This is a genomic window from Oryzomicrobium terrae (assembly GCF_008274805.1).
GTDB lineage: Bacteria > Pseudomonadota > Gammaproteobacteria > Burkholderiales > Rhodocyclaceae > Oryzomicrobium > Oryzomicrobium terrae.
In genome coordinates this window covers 2,571,673-2,588,247 of sequence record NZ_CP022579.1, presented here as the reverse complement: position 1 = coordinate 2,588,247, position 16,575 = coordinate 2,571,673, and the positions used below count along the sequence as shown (strand labels likewise).

Genomic DNA, 16,575 nt, shown 5'->3' with positions numbered 1-16,575 from the left:
CTTCATGAGCAAGAAAGCCACCGCCCCCCGTACCGCCGCCGCTGCCAACCCCCTGGCGGTCGCCGACAGCCTGCTGCTGGCCCCCTTCGACCTGTCCGAGTCGGCCCTGGACAAGGTGTTTACCCAGCTCAACGCCCCGGGCGTGGACGACGCCGACCTGTACTTCCAGTACACCCGTTCCGAGTCCTGGGCCCTGGAAGAGGGCATCGTCAAGTCCGGCAGCTTCAACATCGACCAGGGCGTCGGCGTGCGCGCCGTGTCCGGCGAGAAGACCGCCTTCGCCTACTCCGACGACATCGGCCTGGCGGCCCTCTCGGACGCCGCCGCGGCGGTGCGCTCGATCACCGCCGCCGGCCAGAACAAGCGGGTCGCCGCCGGCCAGCGCCGCCGCAACCTGGTGGACGGCCGCGCCCTGTATGCGGCCCAGGACCCCCTGGCCTCCCTGCCGGCGGAAGCCAAGGTCAAGCTCTTGGAGCGGCTCGAAGCTTTCGCCCGGGCCTGCGACCCCCGGGTCACCCAGGTGATGGCCTCCCTCTCCGGCGAATACGACGTGGTGCTGGTGATGCGCGCCGACGGCCGCCTGGCCGCCGACGTGCGCCCCCTGGTGCGGGTCGGCGTCACCGTCATCGTCGAGGACAACGGCAAGCGCGAGCAGGGCCACGCCGGGGGCGGCGGTCGCTTCGACTACGGCTACTTCGACGAGGCCATGCTCGACCGCTACGCCCGGGAGGCGGTGCACCAGGCGGTCACCAACCTGGATGCCCGCCCCGCGCCCGCCGGTCCCATGACCGTGGTGCTCGGCCCGGGCTGGCCCGGCATCCTGCTGCACGAGGCAGTGGGCCACGGCCTGGAGGGCGACTTCAACCGCAAGGGCAGCTCGGCCTTCGCCGGCAAGATGGGCCAGCGGGTGGCGGCCAAGGGCGTCACCGTGGTGGACGACGGCACCATCCCCGACCGGCGCGGCTCCCTCAACATCGATGACGAGGGCAACCCGACCCAGCGCACCGTGCTGATCGAGGACGGCATCCTCAAGGGCTACATGCAGGACAGCCTCAACGCCCGCCTGATGGGCGTCGCCCCCACCGGCAACGGCCGGCGCGAATCCTTTGCCCACCTGCCCCTGCCGCGCATGACCAACACCTACATGCTGGCCGGCGACAAATCGCCGGAAGAGATCATCAAGTCGGTGAAGAAGGGCGTCTACGCGGTGAACTTCGGCGGTGGCCAGGTGGACATCACCAATGGCAAGTTCGTCTTCTCCATGAGCGAGGCCTATTGGGTCGAGAACGGCAAGATCATGTACCCGATCAAGGGGGCCACTCTGATCGGCAACGGCGCCGATGCCCTGACCCACGTCAAGATGGTGGGCAACGACATGGCCCTGGATTCCGGCGTCGGCACCTGCGGCAAGGAAGGCCAGAGCGTGCCCGTGGGCGTCGGCATGCCCACCGTGCGCATCGACGGCCTGACCGTGGGCGGTACCGCCTGAGCCATGGCCGTCCGCCACCCCCTGCCCGAAACCCCGCGCCAGTCGGGCATCTCCAGACGGTATGCCGTGAAAGCCGCGCCAGTACTCATTCTTGCCAGTGCCTTGCTGGCAGGCTGCGCCAGTCCTGGGCCTGCGGGCCCCCCGTTGCCCCGGGCCGGCACCGAGACGGTGATCGCCCCGGCGGCGCCGCTGCCGCCGCCCAAGCCGCCCCTGACCTGGGAAGAGGTCAAGCGCCTGGTCAAGGAAAAGAAAACGGTGGACGAGATCGTCGCCGAGGCCCGGGTGCGCGGCGGCGACCTGGACCTGCCCCCCGCCAAGGTCCTCGAACTGACCCGCCAGGGCCTGCCCGTGGCGGTGCTGGACGGTATCTACGCCCTGCGCCAGTCGGCCAAGGAAACTGATTGCGCCACCCGCCTGCTGCAGCGCGAGCAGGACATCAACCGGGACGCCCAGAAACGCCAGGAGCTGAGTTTTCAGCAGGGTTACCAGCAAGGCAGCATGGCCTGCCGCGACCCCTTCTACAGCCCCTTCCCGCGCTGGCCTTACCGGCGCTGGTAAGCCGGGGGCTTCCGGCGGGGGCAAGCCTGCCTAGCCAGGACCCGGCCTGAACCCAGCGCAGGACTCAGCCAGGACTCAGCCAGGACTCAAGGCCGGCGCCCGCTGCGCAGTGCCAGGGCGGCGATCAGCAGGGCCACCCCGGTCAGGGCCACCCACGGCGCTCGGATTCGGGCGGGCGAGGGGGCTTTGCTGGCCGGCAAGGCAGTGCCACGCAGGATCAATTGCCGGTTCGCCTGCACGGTTTCGACGTGGCGCAGAAAATTCTGGCCGAGCAGGGCCATGGGCCGGGACCCGGGCATGACGCTGACCGATAGGGGCAGCGGGCCGAAGCCGCCCGCCGCCACCGCCTGATCGGCCACGATCTGGCCGGACACCGGGCCCGTCGCCGTCATGAAGGTGGCGCTGTTCCCCCGGGCCAACCCCAGTTGCTGCGCCAGACCATGGCTGACCGAGACGTAACTGGCCCCGCTGTCGATCAGGAAGGTGACCGGCTGGCCGTTGATCGCGCCGTCGAGGTAGTGATGGCCGTCCAGGGCCGCGGGGATGACGATTTCCATCCGTGTCCCCGCCTGGCGCACTGTCGGGCTGCCCAGCCAGGAAAAGAAGGCGAAGGCCAGGGCGCCCAGGCCGAGAAAGAAGCACAGGGGGGCCAGGATGGTACGGGAGTAGTGCCCGGTCGGGTGCCGACCCGGACGCTCTCCGGATTGCGGCGTCGCCCGCTGCAGGGCGTGGCGCAACGCGTTCAGGCGGCGCATCTTTTCCGCTTCGGGCAGGTGGAAACGTGCTTTGGCCCGGGCGTCGTGCCCGCCCCGTTGGTCGATCCCCATGTTTTTCCGCATCCCTCGTGGTGGTGGCCCGCCGTGCCGGCGTGAGTGCGAATTATGCCAAATGCGTTGCCGTGGCGCTCTACCCAGGCCGCGTGGCCCCGCATCAGAACAGGGACAGCTGGGGGTTGGCGGGGCCTTGCCTGGGGACAGCCGGTGGGGTGAAGCGGCTGCAATCCAGGTGCGGCGCCTCGCCGTAGCCGAGGCGCTTGTGGGCGAGGCGGAAGCGCTGGGCCATCAGCTCGGCGTAGTGGCCCAGGCCGCGCAGGCGGTGGCCAAAGCGCGGGTCGTTGCGCTGGCCACCACGCATGTCGTAGAGGACAGCCATCACCCGGGCGGCCTTGCCCGGGGCGTGGCGGGCCAGCCAGTCCTCGAACAGGGGCGCCACTTCGTGGGGCAGACGCAGCACGCCGTAGTGGGCCCAGGCGGCGCCGGCCCGGCGGGCCGCTTCCAAGCCTTTTTCCAGCTCGTGGTCGTTGAGCCCCGGGATCAGCGGGGCAAAGGACACCCCCACCGGCACGCCCGCCTCGGCCAGGGTGCGGATGACGGCCAGGCGCCGCTGCGGTGCCGCGGCCCGGGGTTCAAGGCGGCGCGACAGCTCGCTCGACAGGCTGGTGAGGGAAACGGCAGTGGTCACCAGATTCTCGGCGGCCAGGGCGGCGAGCAGGTCCAGGTCGCGCTCGATCAGGGCGCCTTTGGTGATCAGCATCACCGGGTGGCGGCAGGCGAGCAGCAGGTCGAGCAGACGTCGGGTCAGCCGGGTCTGACGTTCCAGGGGCTGGTAGGCGTCGGTATTGACCCCCAGGGCGATGGGGGCGCAGGCGTAGCCTGGCTTGGCCAGTTCGGCGGCGAGCAGCTCCGGGGCGTCGGGCTTGTGGAAGATCTTGGTTTCGAAGTCCAGCCCGGGCGACAGGCCCAGGTAGTTGTGGCTGGGCCGGGCGTAGCAATAGACGCAGCCGTGCTCGCAGCCTCGGTAGGGGTTGATCGAGCGGTCGAAGGGCAGGTCCGGCGATTGGTTGCGGGTGAGCACGCTGCGCGCCGTGTCGATCAGCAGTTCGGTGCGCGGATCGGGCAGCAGCGGGGTGTCGTCCGGGGCCTGCTCGCGCTGTAGCCGGTCGGCTTCGACCACTTCCGCCGGCCGTTCCCGTTGCCAGGTGTCGAAGCGTCCGCCGATGTTGGCGGCGCTGCCCCGGCCCCGTGGCGAAGGCAGGGACGTGCCGCCGGGGGGCATGGGCGGGCGGGGCGGTCGAATGGGGGGAGCCATGGGGTAAGTATAGAACCGCGGCGGGAGGTGCCGGGGCATGGCTTGCCATCCCTGCCCAGAGGGGGCCTCCGTCCGGTAGAATCAAGGGTTTCCCCGTCGTCTGCCCACGGTTCAGCGCCTTTTTTCGGGATTCCTGTCATGTCGCTCCATTCCGCCGCTCTCGCCAATACGTCCGCCAGCAACGCGTCCAAGCCGGTCACCGACGATGTCCGCATCAAGGAGATCAAGGAACTGGTGCCGCCGGCCCACGTGTTCCGCGAATATCCCCTGAGCAACCGGGCGGCCCAGATCACCTACCAGGCGCGCCAGGGCATCCACCGGGTGTTGCACGGCGCCGACGACCGGCTGGTGGTGGTGATCGGCCCCTGCTCGATCCATGACAGCGATGCCGCCCTGGACTACGCCCGCCGCCTCGAACCCCTGGCCCGCCAGTACCAGGACGACCTCTTGGTGGTGATGCGCGTCTATTTCGAAAAGCCCCGCACCACCGTCGGCTGGAAGGGCCTGATCAACGATCCGCGCATGGACGGCAGCTTCCGCATCAACGAGGGCCTGCGCCTGGCGCGCAAGCTGCTGCTCGACGTGAACGAGCTGGGCCTGCCCTGCGCCACCGAGTTCCTCGACACCATCACCCCCCAGTACACCGCCGACCTGATCGCCTGGGGCGCCATCGGCGCCCGAACCACCGAATCCCAGGTGCACCGGGAGCTGGCGTCCGGCCTGTCGTGCCCGGTGGGCTTCAAGAACGGCACCGACGGCAACGTCAAGATCGCCGTGGACGCCATCCGCGCCGCCCAGAGCCCGCACCATTTTCTGTCGGTGACCAAGTCCGGCCACACCGCCATCGTCTCCACCCTGGGCAACGAGGACTGCCACGTCATCCTGCGTGGCGGCAAGGCACCCAACTACGACGCCGCCAGCGTGGATGTGGCCTGCAAGGACATCGCCGGCGCCGGCCTGGCTGCCCGGGTGATGATCGACTTCTCCCACGGCAACAGCAGCAAGCAGTACAAGCGCCAGATGGACGTCAGCACCGACGTGGCGGCCCAGCTGGCCGGCGGCGAGGAGCGCATCATCGGCGTGATGGTCGAGTCGAACATCGTCGAGGGGCGCCAGGACCAGGTGGCCGGCCAGCCCCTGACTTACGGCCAGAGCGTCACCGATGCCTGCGTCGGCTGGGACGACAGCGTGGCCATCCTCGACCAGCTGGCCGCTGCCGTGCGTGCCCGCCGCCTGGTCGAAGCCAGCGCGTAACACGCACCACGTAGCCTTTGCATCCTTGCCGGCCGCCGTCTCGGCGGCCCGGCCTTTCGCCGACCGGTCTTGCCGGGGAGCGCCCGGAATGGGCTCTTCCTTCTGTCTCCCTTTTTTGCTGCCGCCCATCGCCCCGTGACCACCCCCTTCCGCACCGCCAACCCCCTGGCTTACCCCGCCGTCTGGCTGGGACTGGCCGTGGTCTTCGCCTTTCGCGCCTTCCTCGCCTGGAAGCTGCCGATCACCGGCGATGAAGCCTATTTCTACTGGTGGGGCGTCCAGCCGGACTGGGGCTTCTACGACCACCCGCCCATGGTCGGGTGGTGGATCGCGCTACTGCTCAAGCTGTCCCACGCCGAATGGGTGATCCGCCTGCCGGCGATCCTGCTGCCGCTGCCGGTGGCAGCCTGCGCCTGGCACTTGGCGCGGCCGGCGGGGGAGGAGCGGGCCGGCTATGCCGCCCTGTTCTCGCTGCTCTTGCCGGCGTCGGTGGTGAACGTGCTGATCACCACCGACATCCCGCTGATTTTCTGGTCGGTGCTGTCGGTCACCGCCTACGTCACTGGCCTGCGCCGCCAGTGCCTGGCCAGCCATGCCGCCGCCGGCCTGTTCCTCGCCCTGGCCTTCCTCTCCAAGTATTTCGCCGTGCTGCTCGGGGTGGCCTACGTGATCCACACCGTGGCGGTGCGCCGCGACGAGAAGCGCTGGGGCGGCCTGTTCCTGCTGGTGTTGTTCGCCCTGCCCGGACCGATCCTCAACATCTGGTACAACCAGGGCCACGGCTGGGCCAACGTCATGTTCAACGCCTTCAACCGTCACGAGGGCAATAACTCGGGCATCAGCTGGCAGCACCCGGTGACCTACGGGGTGACCCTGCTGTACGTGCTCACCCCGTTCCTGGTGGCCTTCCTGTGGCGCGACACCCGGGCGGTGCTGGAAGTGGGGCGGCGCGACCCGGGCGTGCGCGCCCTGTACTGGCTGGCCCTGATCCCCTTTGCCCTGTTCGGCCTGATGTCGGTGGGCAAGACCATCGGCCTGCACTGGCTGCTGTCCTTTGCCCCGCTGCTCGCCGTGGCTGCGGCCTGTGGCCTGCCCGACGGGCGCCTGCCCCGGCTGTCGCGCTGGCTGGCGGGCTTCGCCCTGGTCCACGTGGTGCTGCTCACGGCGGTGGTCGAAGCGCCGATCAGCTGGTGGAAATCCACCAAGTGGTACGACGGGGTGGTGCTCACGGTGAAGTCCCAGGAACTGCTCGCCGAACTCAAGCCCTACGAAGCCGACTACGTCTTCGCCAGCGATGGTTATTCCAACGCCGTGACCCTGGGCTACGACGCCCAGCGCTACTTCATCGTCTTCGGCCCGGGGTCGTCCCACGCCCGCCACGACGACATCTACACCGACTTCCGCCCCCTGGATGGCAAGAACATCCTCACCGTGCGCAAGTCCGAGCCCAACCTGGACGACTACCGCCCCTATTTCCGCCGCGTCGACGTGAAGAGCGTGACCATCGAGGGGGTGACCTTCTACCTGGTGCTCGGCCAGGGCTTCCGCTACGAGCCCTATCGGGATACGGTGCTACGCCAGATCAAGGACCGCTGGTACCGGGTGCCCGGCTACCTGCCGATGAGCGCCTGCTACTTCGCCGATAAATACTTCCCCGGCGAAACCTGCCGCTGACCGTTGACCGCTGTCCGACCATGCTCCGTCCCTACCTCCAGCTCCTGCGCCCCCAGCAATGGGTGAAGAACGGCTTCGTCCTGGTCGGCGTGCTGTTTTCCCACAGCTGGGGCCAGCCGGAACTGGTCACGGCGGCCCTGCTGGCCTTCGCCGCCTTCTCCCTGGCGGCGTCCAGCATCTATGTCGGTAACGACTACATGGACCGGGAGCAGGACCGCCTGCACCCGCGCAAGTGCCGCCGGCCCCTGGCCGCCGGCACGGTCCGGCCGGCGCCCGCCCTGGTTCTCGGCCTGGGGTGTGCCGCCGGCGCCCTGGCCCTGGGGGCCTGGGTGTCGCCGGCGCTGCTGCTGATCATTGCCGTCTATCTGGCGCTCAACCTGGGCTATTCCCTGGGCTGGAAGCACATCCCGGTGCTTGATGTGTCGATCATCGCCGCCGGCTTCATGCTGCGCATCCTGGCCGGTACCAAGGGCATCGGCATCGTGCCGTCCTACTGGCTGCTGCTGTGCGGCCTGATGGTCACCCTGTTCCTCGGCTTCGCCAAGCGCCGCGCCGAACTCAATACCCTGGACGAGGATGCCGGCAGCCACCGCAAGGTGCTCACCGACTACGACACGGTGCTGCTCGACCAGCTCATTTCCATCTGCGCCGCCGCCACCATCGTCAGCTACAGCCTGTACACCGTCAGCGCCGAAACCGTCGCCCTGCATGGCACCCGCTACCTGGTGTACACCGTGCCGTTCGTTGTCTATGGCATTTTTCGTTACCTTTTTCTGCTCCACCGCCGTGGCGGCGGGGGCGATCCCACCACCGAGATCCTCGATTCCCACCTACTGGTAACCGCCGGCTTGTGGCTGGGCGCGGTTCTCTGGCTGCTTTCCTGACTTTCGCCGTGCCCGTTTACGCCTGACTGGCGGCGCGCATGTCGAGAGGATAAAATCCCCTTTTACTTCAACACTTTTACGGCTGCCTTCCCTTTGCGATGAATGCCGCTTCTTCCTCGTCCTCACTGCCGGTCGATGTCCTGACGGCCATCGCCCCGGTGGGCGACCCACTGCAGCGCCTGACCGTGTTGCTGGTGGAAGATGATCCGGTCATTCGCGCCGCCATCGCCTTGCCCCTGGCCAAGCGGGTCGGCACGGTGCTGCAGGCCGGCAACGGCGAGGAAGGCCTGGCCTGCTTCCGCCAGGCGCACCCCGACGTGGTCATCACCGACCTGGTCATGCCCGGTCTCGACGGCCTGGCCCTGGCCCGGGCGATCAAGGCGGAAAGCCCGGGTACCCCGGTGGTCATCGCCACCGGCCACTCCGAGGCCGACGCCCTGATCTCGGCCATCGAGATCGGCGTTGACCGTTACGTGTTGAAGCCGGTGATGGTCGACACCCTGCTCGGCGTGCTCGGCCCCCTGGCGTATACCGCCGCCCTCGAATCCCGCCAGAAACTCGCCGCCCAAGTGTTCGCCGCCAGCAGCGAGGCGATCCTCATCGCCGACGCCGCCTGGACCGTGGTGGACGCCAACGACGCCTTCACCCGCATCACCGGCTACGCCCGGGACGAGGTGCTCGGCCGCGACCTGCGCGAACTCGACGGCGCCATCGAGGGCGAGGCCTTCATCGAGGTGATGTGGCGCACGGTGCAAGAGAACGGCCACTGGCGCGGCGAACTGTGGAGCCGGCGCAAGAACGGCGAGCTCTACCCGGAATGGCGCGCCCTGGACGTGGTGCGCGACGGCGACGGGCGCATCTTGCATTACGTGGTGGCCTGGTCCGACATCTCCGAGCGCAAGGAGGCCGAGGCGCGCATCCAGTACCTGGCCCACTACGACGCCCTCACCGACCTGCCCAACCGGGTGCTCTTTTCCGACCGGTTCGACCAGGCTCTGATCCACGCTCGCCGCTCCGGCGAAACCGTCGGCGTGTTGTTCGTGGACCTGGACCGCTTCAAGCTGGTGAACGATTCCCTCGGCCACAAGGTCGGCGACATGGTGCTGCAGGAAGCGGCGCGGCGCCTGCTCTCCTGCGTGCGCGAGGAGGACACCGTATCGCGCCTCGGTGGCGACGAATTCGTCATCCTCCTGCCGGCCCTGCGCGAGCCCCAGGATGCCGGCCGGGTGGCGGAAAAGCTGGTGGCCGCCCTGGCCCGTCCCTTCCGCCACAAGGGCGACGACCTGGCCATTTCGGCCAGCATCGGCATCGCCTGCTTCCCCAACGACGGCGAGCTGGCCGACACCCTGCTCACCCATGCCGACCTGGCCATGTACCGGGCCAAGAGCGTCGGCCGCAACAATTTCCAGTTTTTCAGCCCCGAGCTGGAATCCGGCGCCCTGACCCGCCTTTCCCTGGAGCACGACATGCGCCAGGGCCTGGACCGGGGCGAGTTCGAACTGCTCTACCTGCCCCAGGTGGACAACCCGAGCGGGCGCCTGCTCGGTGTCGAGGCCCTGATCCGCTGGCACCATCCGGAGCGGGGGCTGCTGCTGCCCCGGGACTTCATTCCCCTGGCCGAGGAAAGCGGCTTCATCGTGCCCCTGTCCCTGTGGGTGCTGGCCGAGGCGGCCCGGCAGCTGGCTGCCTGGCGCGATGCCGGCGTGGCGGCGGTGCGGGTGTCGATCAACCTGTGCGCCGCCCAGCTCAAGCAGCCGGATTTTGCCGCCAATTTCGCCCGCATCCTGGCCGAGGCCGGGGTGTCCGGCGAGGCCTTCGAATTCGAATTCACCGAGCAGGTGCTGATGCAGGACGGCGAGCGCAACCTGCTGGTGCTGTCCGACCTGAAGAAGCTCGGCGTCGGCATCACCCTGGACGACTTCGGCGTCGGCTATTCCAACCTCAACGTGTTGCGCCGCCTGCCCGTCGATACCCTCAAGATCGACCGCTCCCTGGTCTCGGAAGTGACCGAGAACCAGGACGACGCGGTGATCGTAGACGCCATCATCTCCATGGCCCAGCGCATGGACCTCAAGGTGGTGGCCGAAGGGGTGGAAACCGCCGACCAGGCGGGCTTCTTCCGCGACCGGGCATGCCAGGAAATCCAGGGCCACTTCTTCAGCAAACCCCTGGCCGCCTCTGACCTGCCGGCCTACCTGGAAAGCCTGCCCGGCGTCCTGGCCAGAGCCGCCGGCTGAGCCGGCCCGGGCCTGGCAAACCGCCCAGGCCCCGACTTACCGGCGCATCGCTGTTTCCGCCACCGTGGCGGCGCCGTCTTGTTGCTCCAGCTGCTCCACCTGATCCATCTTGTCCCCGCCGGATTGCCCCCGCTCCGCCGCGCCCTCCCGGGGGCTGGCGCCCGCAGGCGGTACCGCCGCGGCGGCCTGCTCGCGCCGCTCCAGCTCGGCCAGGAAGTCCCGGGCCACCGGATTGCTCCCGGCTTCCGCCGCGATGGTTTTGAGCACTTGGGGCATCCATTTCGGACGGGACTCTTCCTTGGCCCCGGCGTAGTCCTGGGTATCCATCCGGTTGCCGTCGCGGATCACGTAGCGTCTGCCAAAGAGCGGCGAGAAGAAGCTGTCGCCGGTGTTGAAGATCGGGCGTTCCGGCTTGTTCGGGCAATTCTCGCGGGTGAGGATCAGGGCATAGCCCACGGGCTTGTCCGGCTCCGGGGGCAGGACGTTGTCGGTGAAGGGCTGCACCGTTTCCCAATCCCGGGCGAACTCGACCATCACGCCGTCGTAGAGGCAGTGATCGGCCCACAGCGGCGCCTGTTGCTTCATCCGTACCGCGTAGACCCGCACGCCCTCCTGGATGGGAATGTCGCTGGTGGCGTTGGCGACGATGGTCAGGCTTTGCGCGGCGACGGTGGCGCCGAGGTAGAGGAGGTTGAGGATTTCGAACACGGGCGGCTTTCGAGGCGGGTGGTGTGTGTCTGCCCCGCGCCGTCCTGGCCGGCCGGAGGCGCGGGCAGGGGAGGGGCGTTAAGGATGCGGGTGGATAGCTGGAGGCGGCAGCGGGGGCCACGGGGGCATCGGGGGCATTGGGGTCAGCGGGGATGCCGGGCCGACTTCCGTACCCCCGCCGGGCGCGCGTTATTGTACGGGCTGTGCGGACGGAATTTCGGATGGTGAGGCGTGAAACCCCGCGTCCCTATTGGTTCTCCAGGCATGACCTCTGGAAAGTGGCGTCCTGAGCCAATCTCCAGGGCATCGTGACGGAGAACAAGGACTGGCGGGGAGTTTCAGGGTGGTACCTGCCGCACCCCTTACCTCGGCAGAGGCCGGGCCCCGACCCCACGCCGCTTGCAGCGGAGGCCCGGCGCCGCAGCCCGTCGTGGCCCTTTTGGCAGGCCCGGTCAGGCCGGGCCCAGGGGGAAGGGCGCGGGAGAGGGGTGCTAGGGGAAGGGGAATAAGGGCCGGGGAACCCCGGTGGCGGCGCCGTCGCGAGCGATAGCGCCTACGCCGCTGTCTTTGTCTTAGCCCTGCTGGCCCCGGTTGTGCCGCCATAGCACGTCGCTGCCGCCGGCTTCCTTGTTCAAGCTGCGGCCGAGGATGAAGAGCAGGTCGGAGAGGCGGTTCAGGTAGCGGCGCGCAAATTCCGAGACTTTTTCGTGGTGGGCCAGGTGCACCACGCTGCGCTCGGCGCGGCGGCACACGGTGCGGGCCAGGTGGGCGTGGGCGGCAGCTGAAGTGCCGCCGGGCAGGATGAATTCCTTGAGCGGGGTGAGGGCGGCGTTGAACTCCTCGGCCCATTCTTCCAGTTGGGCCACCTGCTCGGCCTTCATGGTGGTGGCGCCGGGGATGCACAGCTCGCCACCCAGATCGAACAGGTCGTGCTGGACCACCGAGAGCACCTCCTGGACCCGGGCCGCGATGGACTCGGGCAGGGCGGTGGCGCGCAGCACGCCGATCAGGGAGTTGAGCTCGTCTACTTCGCCCAGGGCGTCGATGCGCGGGCTATCCTTGCCCACCCGGGAGCCGTCGCCCAGGCCGGTGGTGCCGGCATCGCCGGTGCGGGTGACGATTTTCGAAAGACGATTGCCCATGATCTAATCCTGACCTTCGGTGATGGTTGACGAAAACACTCGGGATTATAACGAGTCGCCCCGCCGCTTACTCCGCACTTTTACGCCGCCATGCTCAAGTTCGCCGCCAACCTGACCTTCCTGTTCGCCGACCGGCCCTTTCTCGACCGCTTCGCCGCCGCCGCAGAGGCGGGCTTCGCCGGGGTCGAGTACCTGTTTCCCTACGATTTTCCCGCCGCGGACATCCGGGCCCGGCTGACGGCCCACGATCTCACCCAGGCCCTCTTCAACCTGCCCGCCGGCGACTGGGCGGCGGGGGAGCGGGGCCTGGCGGCCCTGCCCGGGCGGGAGGCGGACTTTCGCGCCGGCCTCGATCAGGCTCGCCGCTATGCCGAAACCCTCGGTTGCACCCGGCTCCACGCCATGGCCGGCATTCCCCCGATTGGCGCCGATCCTGAGCTGGTGCGCGCCACCTACCTGGCCAACATCCGCCATGCCGCCCGCACTCTGGCGGCGGACGGCATCACCTTGATGATTGAGCCGATCAACAGCCGCATCGACATGCCCGGCTACTGGCTCGACTCGCCCCGGGCCGCCTTCGCCCTGCTCGATGCGATCGGCGAGGCCAACGTCCGCGTCCAGTACGACCTGTACCACGCCCAGATCATGGAGGGCGACCTGGCCCGCACTTTGGAATATGGCCTGGCCGGACCCGTACCGCGCATCGGCCACCTGCAAGTGGCCGACAACCCGGGCCGGGGCGAGCCGGGCAGCGGCGAGATCGCCTACCCCTTCCTCTTCGCCATCCTGGAACGCCTCGGCTACGACGGCTGGATCGGCTGCGAATACAAGCCCGCCAACCTGGCCGCGGGCACCGAGGCCGGCCTGGGCTGGTTCGCCCCCTACCGCCGCCGCGCGGGGTGAATTCCCCGGGCGCCCGGCCCTCCAACCGTATAAGCCTGAACGCACGCCAAAGCACGCCCAATCCCCTGGAGACACGCCATGACTTCCCCCCGCGACCTGCTGCGCGCCCTGTTCGACGCCGCCGTGGCCGCCGCCGATCCGGCGGTGGTGCTGCCGCCCTTCCTCGACCGTTTTCTGCCCAATCCGGCGGCCCTGGGCCACGCCTCCGGCCGGCTGGTGGTAGTGGGCGCCGGCAAGGCCGCCGCCGCCATGGCCGCTGCCGTCGAAGCCTGGGCGGAAAAGCACTGGCACGGCGATCTGTCCGGCCTCTCCGGCCTGGTGGTGACCCGCTACGGCCACGGCACGCCGACCCGCCGCATCCGCGTGGTGGAAGCCGCCCACCCGGTGCCGGACGCCGCCGGCGAGGCGGCCGCCGCCGAGATGCTGGCCCTGGTGCGGACCCTCACTCCGGACGACCGGCTGCTGGTGCTGCTCTCCGGCGGCGGCTCGGCCCTGCTGGCGGCGCCCCTGCCGGGCATCGACCTGGCCACCAAGCGGGCCCTTACCAAGGAACTGCTCGCCTGCGGCGCCGCCATCGACGAGATCAACTGTGTGCGCAAGCACCTCTCGGCGGTCAAGGGCGGCCGGCTAGCCGCCGCATCGCTGGCGCCGGGGCTGACCCTGGCCATTTCCGACGTGGTCGGCGACGACCCCTCGGTGATCGCCTCCGGTCCCACGGTGCCCGATCCTTCCACCTGCGCCGATGCCCTGGCCATCCTGTGCCGCTACGAGATCGCCGTGCCCGAGGCGGTGCGGACCCTGCTCGAATCCGGCGAGGGCGAGTCGGAGTCAGTCAAGCCCGGCGATCCCCGCCTGGCGCACCACGACTACCACCTGGTGGCGGCGCCGATGCTGAGCCTGCACGCCGCTGCCAACGTGGCCCGGGCCGCAGGCGTCACGCCGCTGATTCTGGGCGACGCCATCACCGGCGAGTCCCGGGAGGTGGCCCGGGCCTTCGCCGGCTTGGCTCTCTCCAGCCGCCTGCACGGCCTGCCGGCCCAGCCTCCCTGCGTGCTGCTGTCCGGCGGCGAGACCACCGTCACCCTCAAGAACCCCAACGGCCGGGGCGGCCGCAACACCGAGTTCCTGCTCGGCCTGGCCGTCGCCCTGCAAGGCGCCGCGGGCATCTGGGCCCTGGCCGGCGACACGGACGGCATCGACGGCTCCGAGGACAACGCCGGCGCCATCGTCACCCCGGACACCCTGGTGCGGGCCCGTGACCGGGGCATCGATGCCCTGGTCAAGCAGGCGGAAAACGACGCCTGGGGCTTCTTCCACGAAGTCGGCGACCTGCTGGTGACCGGGCCGACCCGCACCAACGTCAACGACTTCCGCGCCATCCTGGTCGTCTGAACCGGCCTGCCGGTACGGCGCCGTGCCGGCAGGCTGCACCGCCCGCTCGGTCGTATACGGCGGATTTGAGCCATCTCAAGCCGCTGTGGCGCGGCTGATCTATCATTATTTTCTAATGTGATGATTCGCCCCGGCCGCGCCGGAGGCAGCGGGATGAGGTGAGGCATGGAGTGGTCGGGACTTCTCGAAACCCTGGGTGAACGCCCGGTGGCGGTGGCCGGTGGCGCCCTGATCGGTGTCGCCTTCGGCGCCTTGGCCCAGCGCTCGCGCTTTTGCCTGCGGGCCGCCGTGGTCGAGGTGGCCCGGGGTGAATGGCTGGCCGATGCCCGGACTCGCAGCCCGGAAAACGGCCACAAGCTGGCGGTGTGGCTGCTCACCTTCGCCACCGCCGTGGTCGTGGCCCAAGCCCTGATCCTGGCCGGCTGGCTGGATGTGTCCGGGGCGCGCCAGCTGGCCACCCGGGGCAGCCTGTCCGGCGCCGTGCTGGGCGGTCTCCTGTTCGGCATCGGCATGATCCTGGCCCGGGGCTGCGCCAGCCGCCAGTTGGTGGTGGCCGCTACCGGCAACCTGCGTGCCCTGCTCACCGGTCTGGTCTTCGCCGTCACCGCCCAGGCGTCCCTGTCCGGCCTGCTGGCCCCGCTGCGCACCGCCGTGGCCGGTTGGTGGACCGTGGACGGCGGTGCCCGCGACCTGCTCGCCCTGGCCTCCTTGGGCCATGGCGGCGGCCTGGTTGTCGGCTTGATGTGGCTGGCGGCCGCCGCGCTGGCCGTACGCCGCGCCCAACTGCCGCTGCGCCCCGCCCTGGCGGCTGCCGGGGTAGGGGGCTGCGTGGCCGCCGCCTGGTGGTTCACCGCGACCCTTGCCGGCCAGTCCTTCGAACCCCTGCCGGTGCAGAGCCTGTCGTTCACCGGCCCTTCGGCGGACATGCTGATGCAGGTGCTGGCCCCCCTGACCAAACCCCTCGGCTTCGATACCGGGCTGGTGCCCGGCGTCGTGCTCGGCGCCTTCCTCGCCGCCTGGCGCGGCGGCGATCTCAAGCTCGAAGGCTTCCAGGGCGGCGAGATGATGCGTCGCTACATCGCTGGGGCGATCTGCATGGGCTTCGGTGGCATGCTCGCCGGCGGCTGCGCGGTCGGCGCGGGGATCTCCGGCGCGGCGATCTTCGCCGTGACCTCCTGGTTGACCCTGGTTTCCATGTGGCTGGGGGCGACCCTCACCGACCGCTGGCTCGATCAGCCCCAACACCGGTTGGTGCTGGTGGCCGGCTGAGGCAGCGCACAGGGCCCAGGAGCGGGTAGCGGCGGCTACGGTTGCGGCAACGATGCGCGCCTATTTACGAAAAGGTGAGTTCATGCTGCAATGAGGAACTTGTCTGACAAGTTGTTCGCCCATGGCTTCCCCTGCACCTGACGCGCCCCTTTCTCCGTCCGCTTCTCCCTCCGCCGCAACCCCTGCGGCCCGCCGCTCCGAGGCGGTGCACCTGGCCCTGGCCGAGCGCATCCGCAGCGGCGCCCTGGCCCCCGGTGCCCGTCTGCCGACCGAGAAGGATCTGGGGGCCGAATTCGGCGTCTCCCGGCCCATGGTGCGCGAGGCCCTGGCCCGGCTCAAGGCCGACGGGCTGGTGATCTCGCGCCAGGGCGCCGGGGTCTTCGTCGCCGCCACGCCGAGCCGGCTGGCCTTCGACATGCCGACGGACCAGGACGTGGTCCGGGCCCGGCAATCTCTGGCCCATATCTTCGAATTGCGCACCCTGGTGGAAATCGGTGTGGCCGAGTTGGCCGCCCGGCGCCGCCGTCCCAAGGACCTGAAGGCGATGTCCGCTGCCCTGGCGCGCATGGCGGCGGCGGTCGAGGCCCACGGCGATGGCGGCCGCGACGACGACGCCTTTCACGGCGCAGTGGCGGCGGCCACCGGCAACCCGATGATGCGCGACCTGGTGGGCTTCCTGTCCAAGCAGTTTTCCGAATCCCGGCGTCTTTCCTGGAGCCCCGAGCAGCACGCCCGGGGGCGTACCCAGCTGCTCCAGGACGAGCATCAGGCCCTTTACGACGCCATTGCCGCCGGCGATCCGGCCGGCGCCCGGGCCGCCAGTTTCCAGCACCTGTCGGCTACCGCCGCCCGGCTCGACATCCCCCTCGGGGTGGATATCGCCTGCGACCTGGCTCCCACCTTTGCCGCCGCCGGGACCCCGGGCAAATCCCCGACCCGTTGAAAGTGGCCGGCCGGCCCCCTATACAGAACAAATC

General features: G+C 69.4%; 14 protein-coding genes. 10 read left to right on the top strand and 4 right to left on the bottom strand.

Annotated elements, in window-relative coordinates; translation table 11 throughout:
- Window positions 1-4 precede the first annotated feature (4 nt).
- Both tldD and OTERR_RS11725 read left to right on the top strand, forming a co-directional pair.
- The gene (tldD, locus tag OTERR_RS11730) at window positions 5-1,489 is read left to right on the top strand and encodes a metalloprotease TldD (RefSeq protein ID WP_054621207.1); all 1,485 of its coding nucleotides are present in this window, start codon (window positions 5-7) and stop codon (window positions 1,487-1,489) included.
- Between the two features lie 3 nt (window positions 1,490-1,492).
- Window positions 1,493-2,047 (top strand): hypothetical protein, encoded by a 555-nt coding sequence (locus tag OTERR_RS11725; RefSeq protein ID WP_149425867.1) that lies wholly within the window; start codon window positions 1,493-1,495, stop codon window positions 2,045-2,047.
- Window positions 2,048-2,133: 86 nt separating this feature from the next.
- Here the strand turns inward: OTERR_RS11725 and OTERR_RS16180 are convergent, their stop codons facing one another.
- Entirely contained in the window at window positions 2,134-2,874 is a 741-nt protein-coding gene (locus OTERR_RS16180) for a retropepsin-like aspartic protease family protein (RefSeq protein ID WP_223115943.1), read from the bottom strand.
- A gap of 103 nt (window positions 2,875-2,977) precedes the next feature.
- Complete coding sequence (locus tag OTERR_RS11715) at window positions 2,978-4,135, bottom strand: PA0069 family radical SAM protein (RefSeq protein ID WP_246154149.1); 1,158 nt, start codon at window positions 4,133-4,135, stop codon at window positions 2,978-2,980.
- 138 nt (window positions 4,136-4,273) lie between these two features.
- On the opposite strand from OTERR_RS11715, the gene aroG reads away from it, so the two are divergent.
- The 4 genes from aroG to OTERR_RS11695 all read left to right on the top strand — a co-directional run bounded on the left by aroG (window position 4,274) and on the right by OTERR_RS11695 (window position 10,184).
- Window positions 4,274-5,389 carry a 3-deoxy-7-phosphoheptulonate synthase AroG gene (aroG, locus tag OTERR_RS11710; protein WP_054621203.1) on the top strand — a complete coding sequence of 372 codons (1,116 nt, stop codon included), beginning with the start codon at window positions 4,274-4,276 and terminating at the stop codon, window positions 5,387-5,389.
- Window positions 5,390-5,524: 135 nt separating this feature from the next.
- Complete coding sequence (locus OTERR_RS11705) at window positions 5,525-7,063, top strand: ArnT family glycosyltransferase (protein WP_149425866.1); 1,539 nt, start codon at window positions 5,525-5,527, stop codon at window positions 7,061-7,063.
- Window positions 7,064-7,083: 20 nt separating this feature from the next.
- Window positions 7,084-7,947: a decaprenyl-phosphate phosphoribosyltransferase gene (locus tag OTERR_RS11700; RefSeq protein WP_149425865.1), complete on the top strand. Its 864-nt coding sequence runs from the start codon at window positions 7,084-7,086 to the stop codon at window positions 7,945-7,947.
- Window positions 7,948-8,045: 98 nt separating this feature from the next.
- A complete protein-coding gene (locus OTERR_RS11695; protein WP_054621200.1) occupies window positions 8,046-10,184 on the top strand; it encodes a putative bifunctional diguanylate cyclase/phosphodiesterase in 2,139 nt (712 codons plus the stop codon).
- 36 nt (window positions 10,185-10,220) lie between these two features.
- Here OTERR_RS11695 and OTERR_RS11690 read toward each other — a convergent pair whose 3' ends face one another.
- Window positions 10,221-10,892: a hypothetical protein gene (locus OTERR_RS11690; protein WP_149425864.1), complete on the bottom strand. Its 672-nt coding sequence runs from the start codon at window positions 10,890-10,892 to the stop codon at window positions 10,221-10,223.
- Window positions 10,893-11,464: 572 nt separating this feature from the next.
- Window positions 11,465-12,034 carry a cob(I)yrinic acid a,c-diamide adenosyltransferase gene (locus tag OTERR_RS11685; protein WP_054621199.1) on the bottom strand — a complete coding sequence of 190 codons (570 nt, stop codon included), beginning with the start codon at window positions 12,032-12,034 and terminating at the stop codon, window positions 11,465-11,467.
- Window positions 12,035-12,124: 90 nt separating this feature from the next.
- Between OTERR_RS11685 and otnI the strand changes: the two genes are divergently transcribed.
- The 4 genes from otnI to OTERR_RS11665 all read left to right on the top strand — a co-directional run bounded on the left by otnI (window position 12,125) and on the right by OTERR_RS11665 (window position 16,541).
- Window positions 12,125-12,937, top strand: coding sequence for a 2-oxo-tetronate isomerase (gene otnI / locus OTERR_RS11680; RefSeq protein WP_149425863.1), 813 nt, complete (start codon window positions 12,125-12,127; stop codon window positions 12,935-12,937).
- Window positions 12,938-13,015: 78 nt separating this feature from the next.
- Window positions 13,016-14,329 (top strand): glycerate kinase type-2 family protein, encoded by a 1,314-nt coding sequence (locus OTERR_RS11675; protein ID WP_149425862.1) that lies wholly within the window; start codon window positions 13,016-13,018, stop codon window positions 14,327-14,329.
- 165 nt (window positions 14,330-14,494) lie between these two features.
- Complete coding sequence (locus OTERR_RS11670) at window positions 14,495-15,598, top strand: YeeE/YedE family protein (protein WP_149425861.1); 1,104 nt, start codon at window positions 14,495-14,497, stop codon at window positions 15,596-15,598.
- Window positions 15,599-15,719: 121 nt separating this feature from the next.
- Complete coding sequence (locus OTERR_RS11665) at window positions 15,720-16,541, top strand: FadR/GntR family transcriptional regulator (RefSeq protein ID WP_149425860.1); 822 nt, start codon at window positions 15,720-15,722, stop codon at window positions 16,539-16,541.
- The last annotated feature ends 34 nt before the right edge of the window (window positions 16,542-16,575 follow it).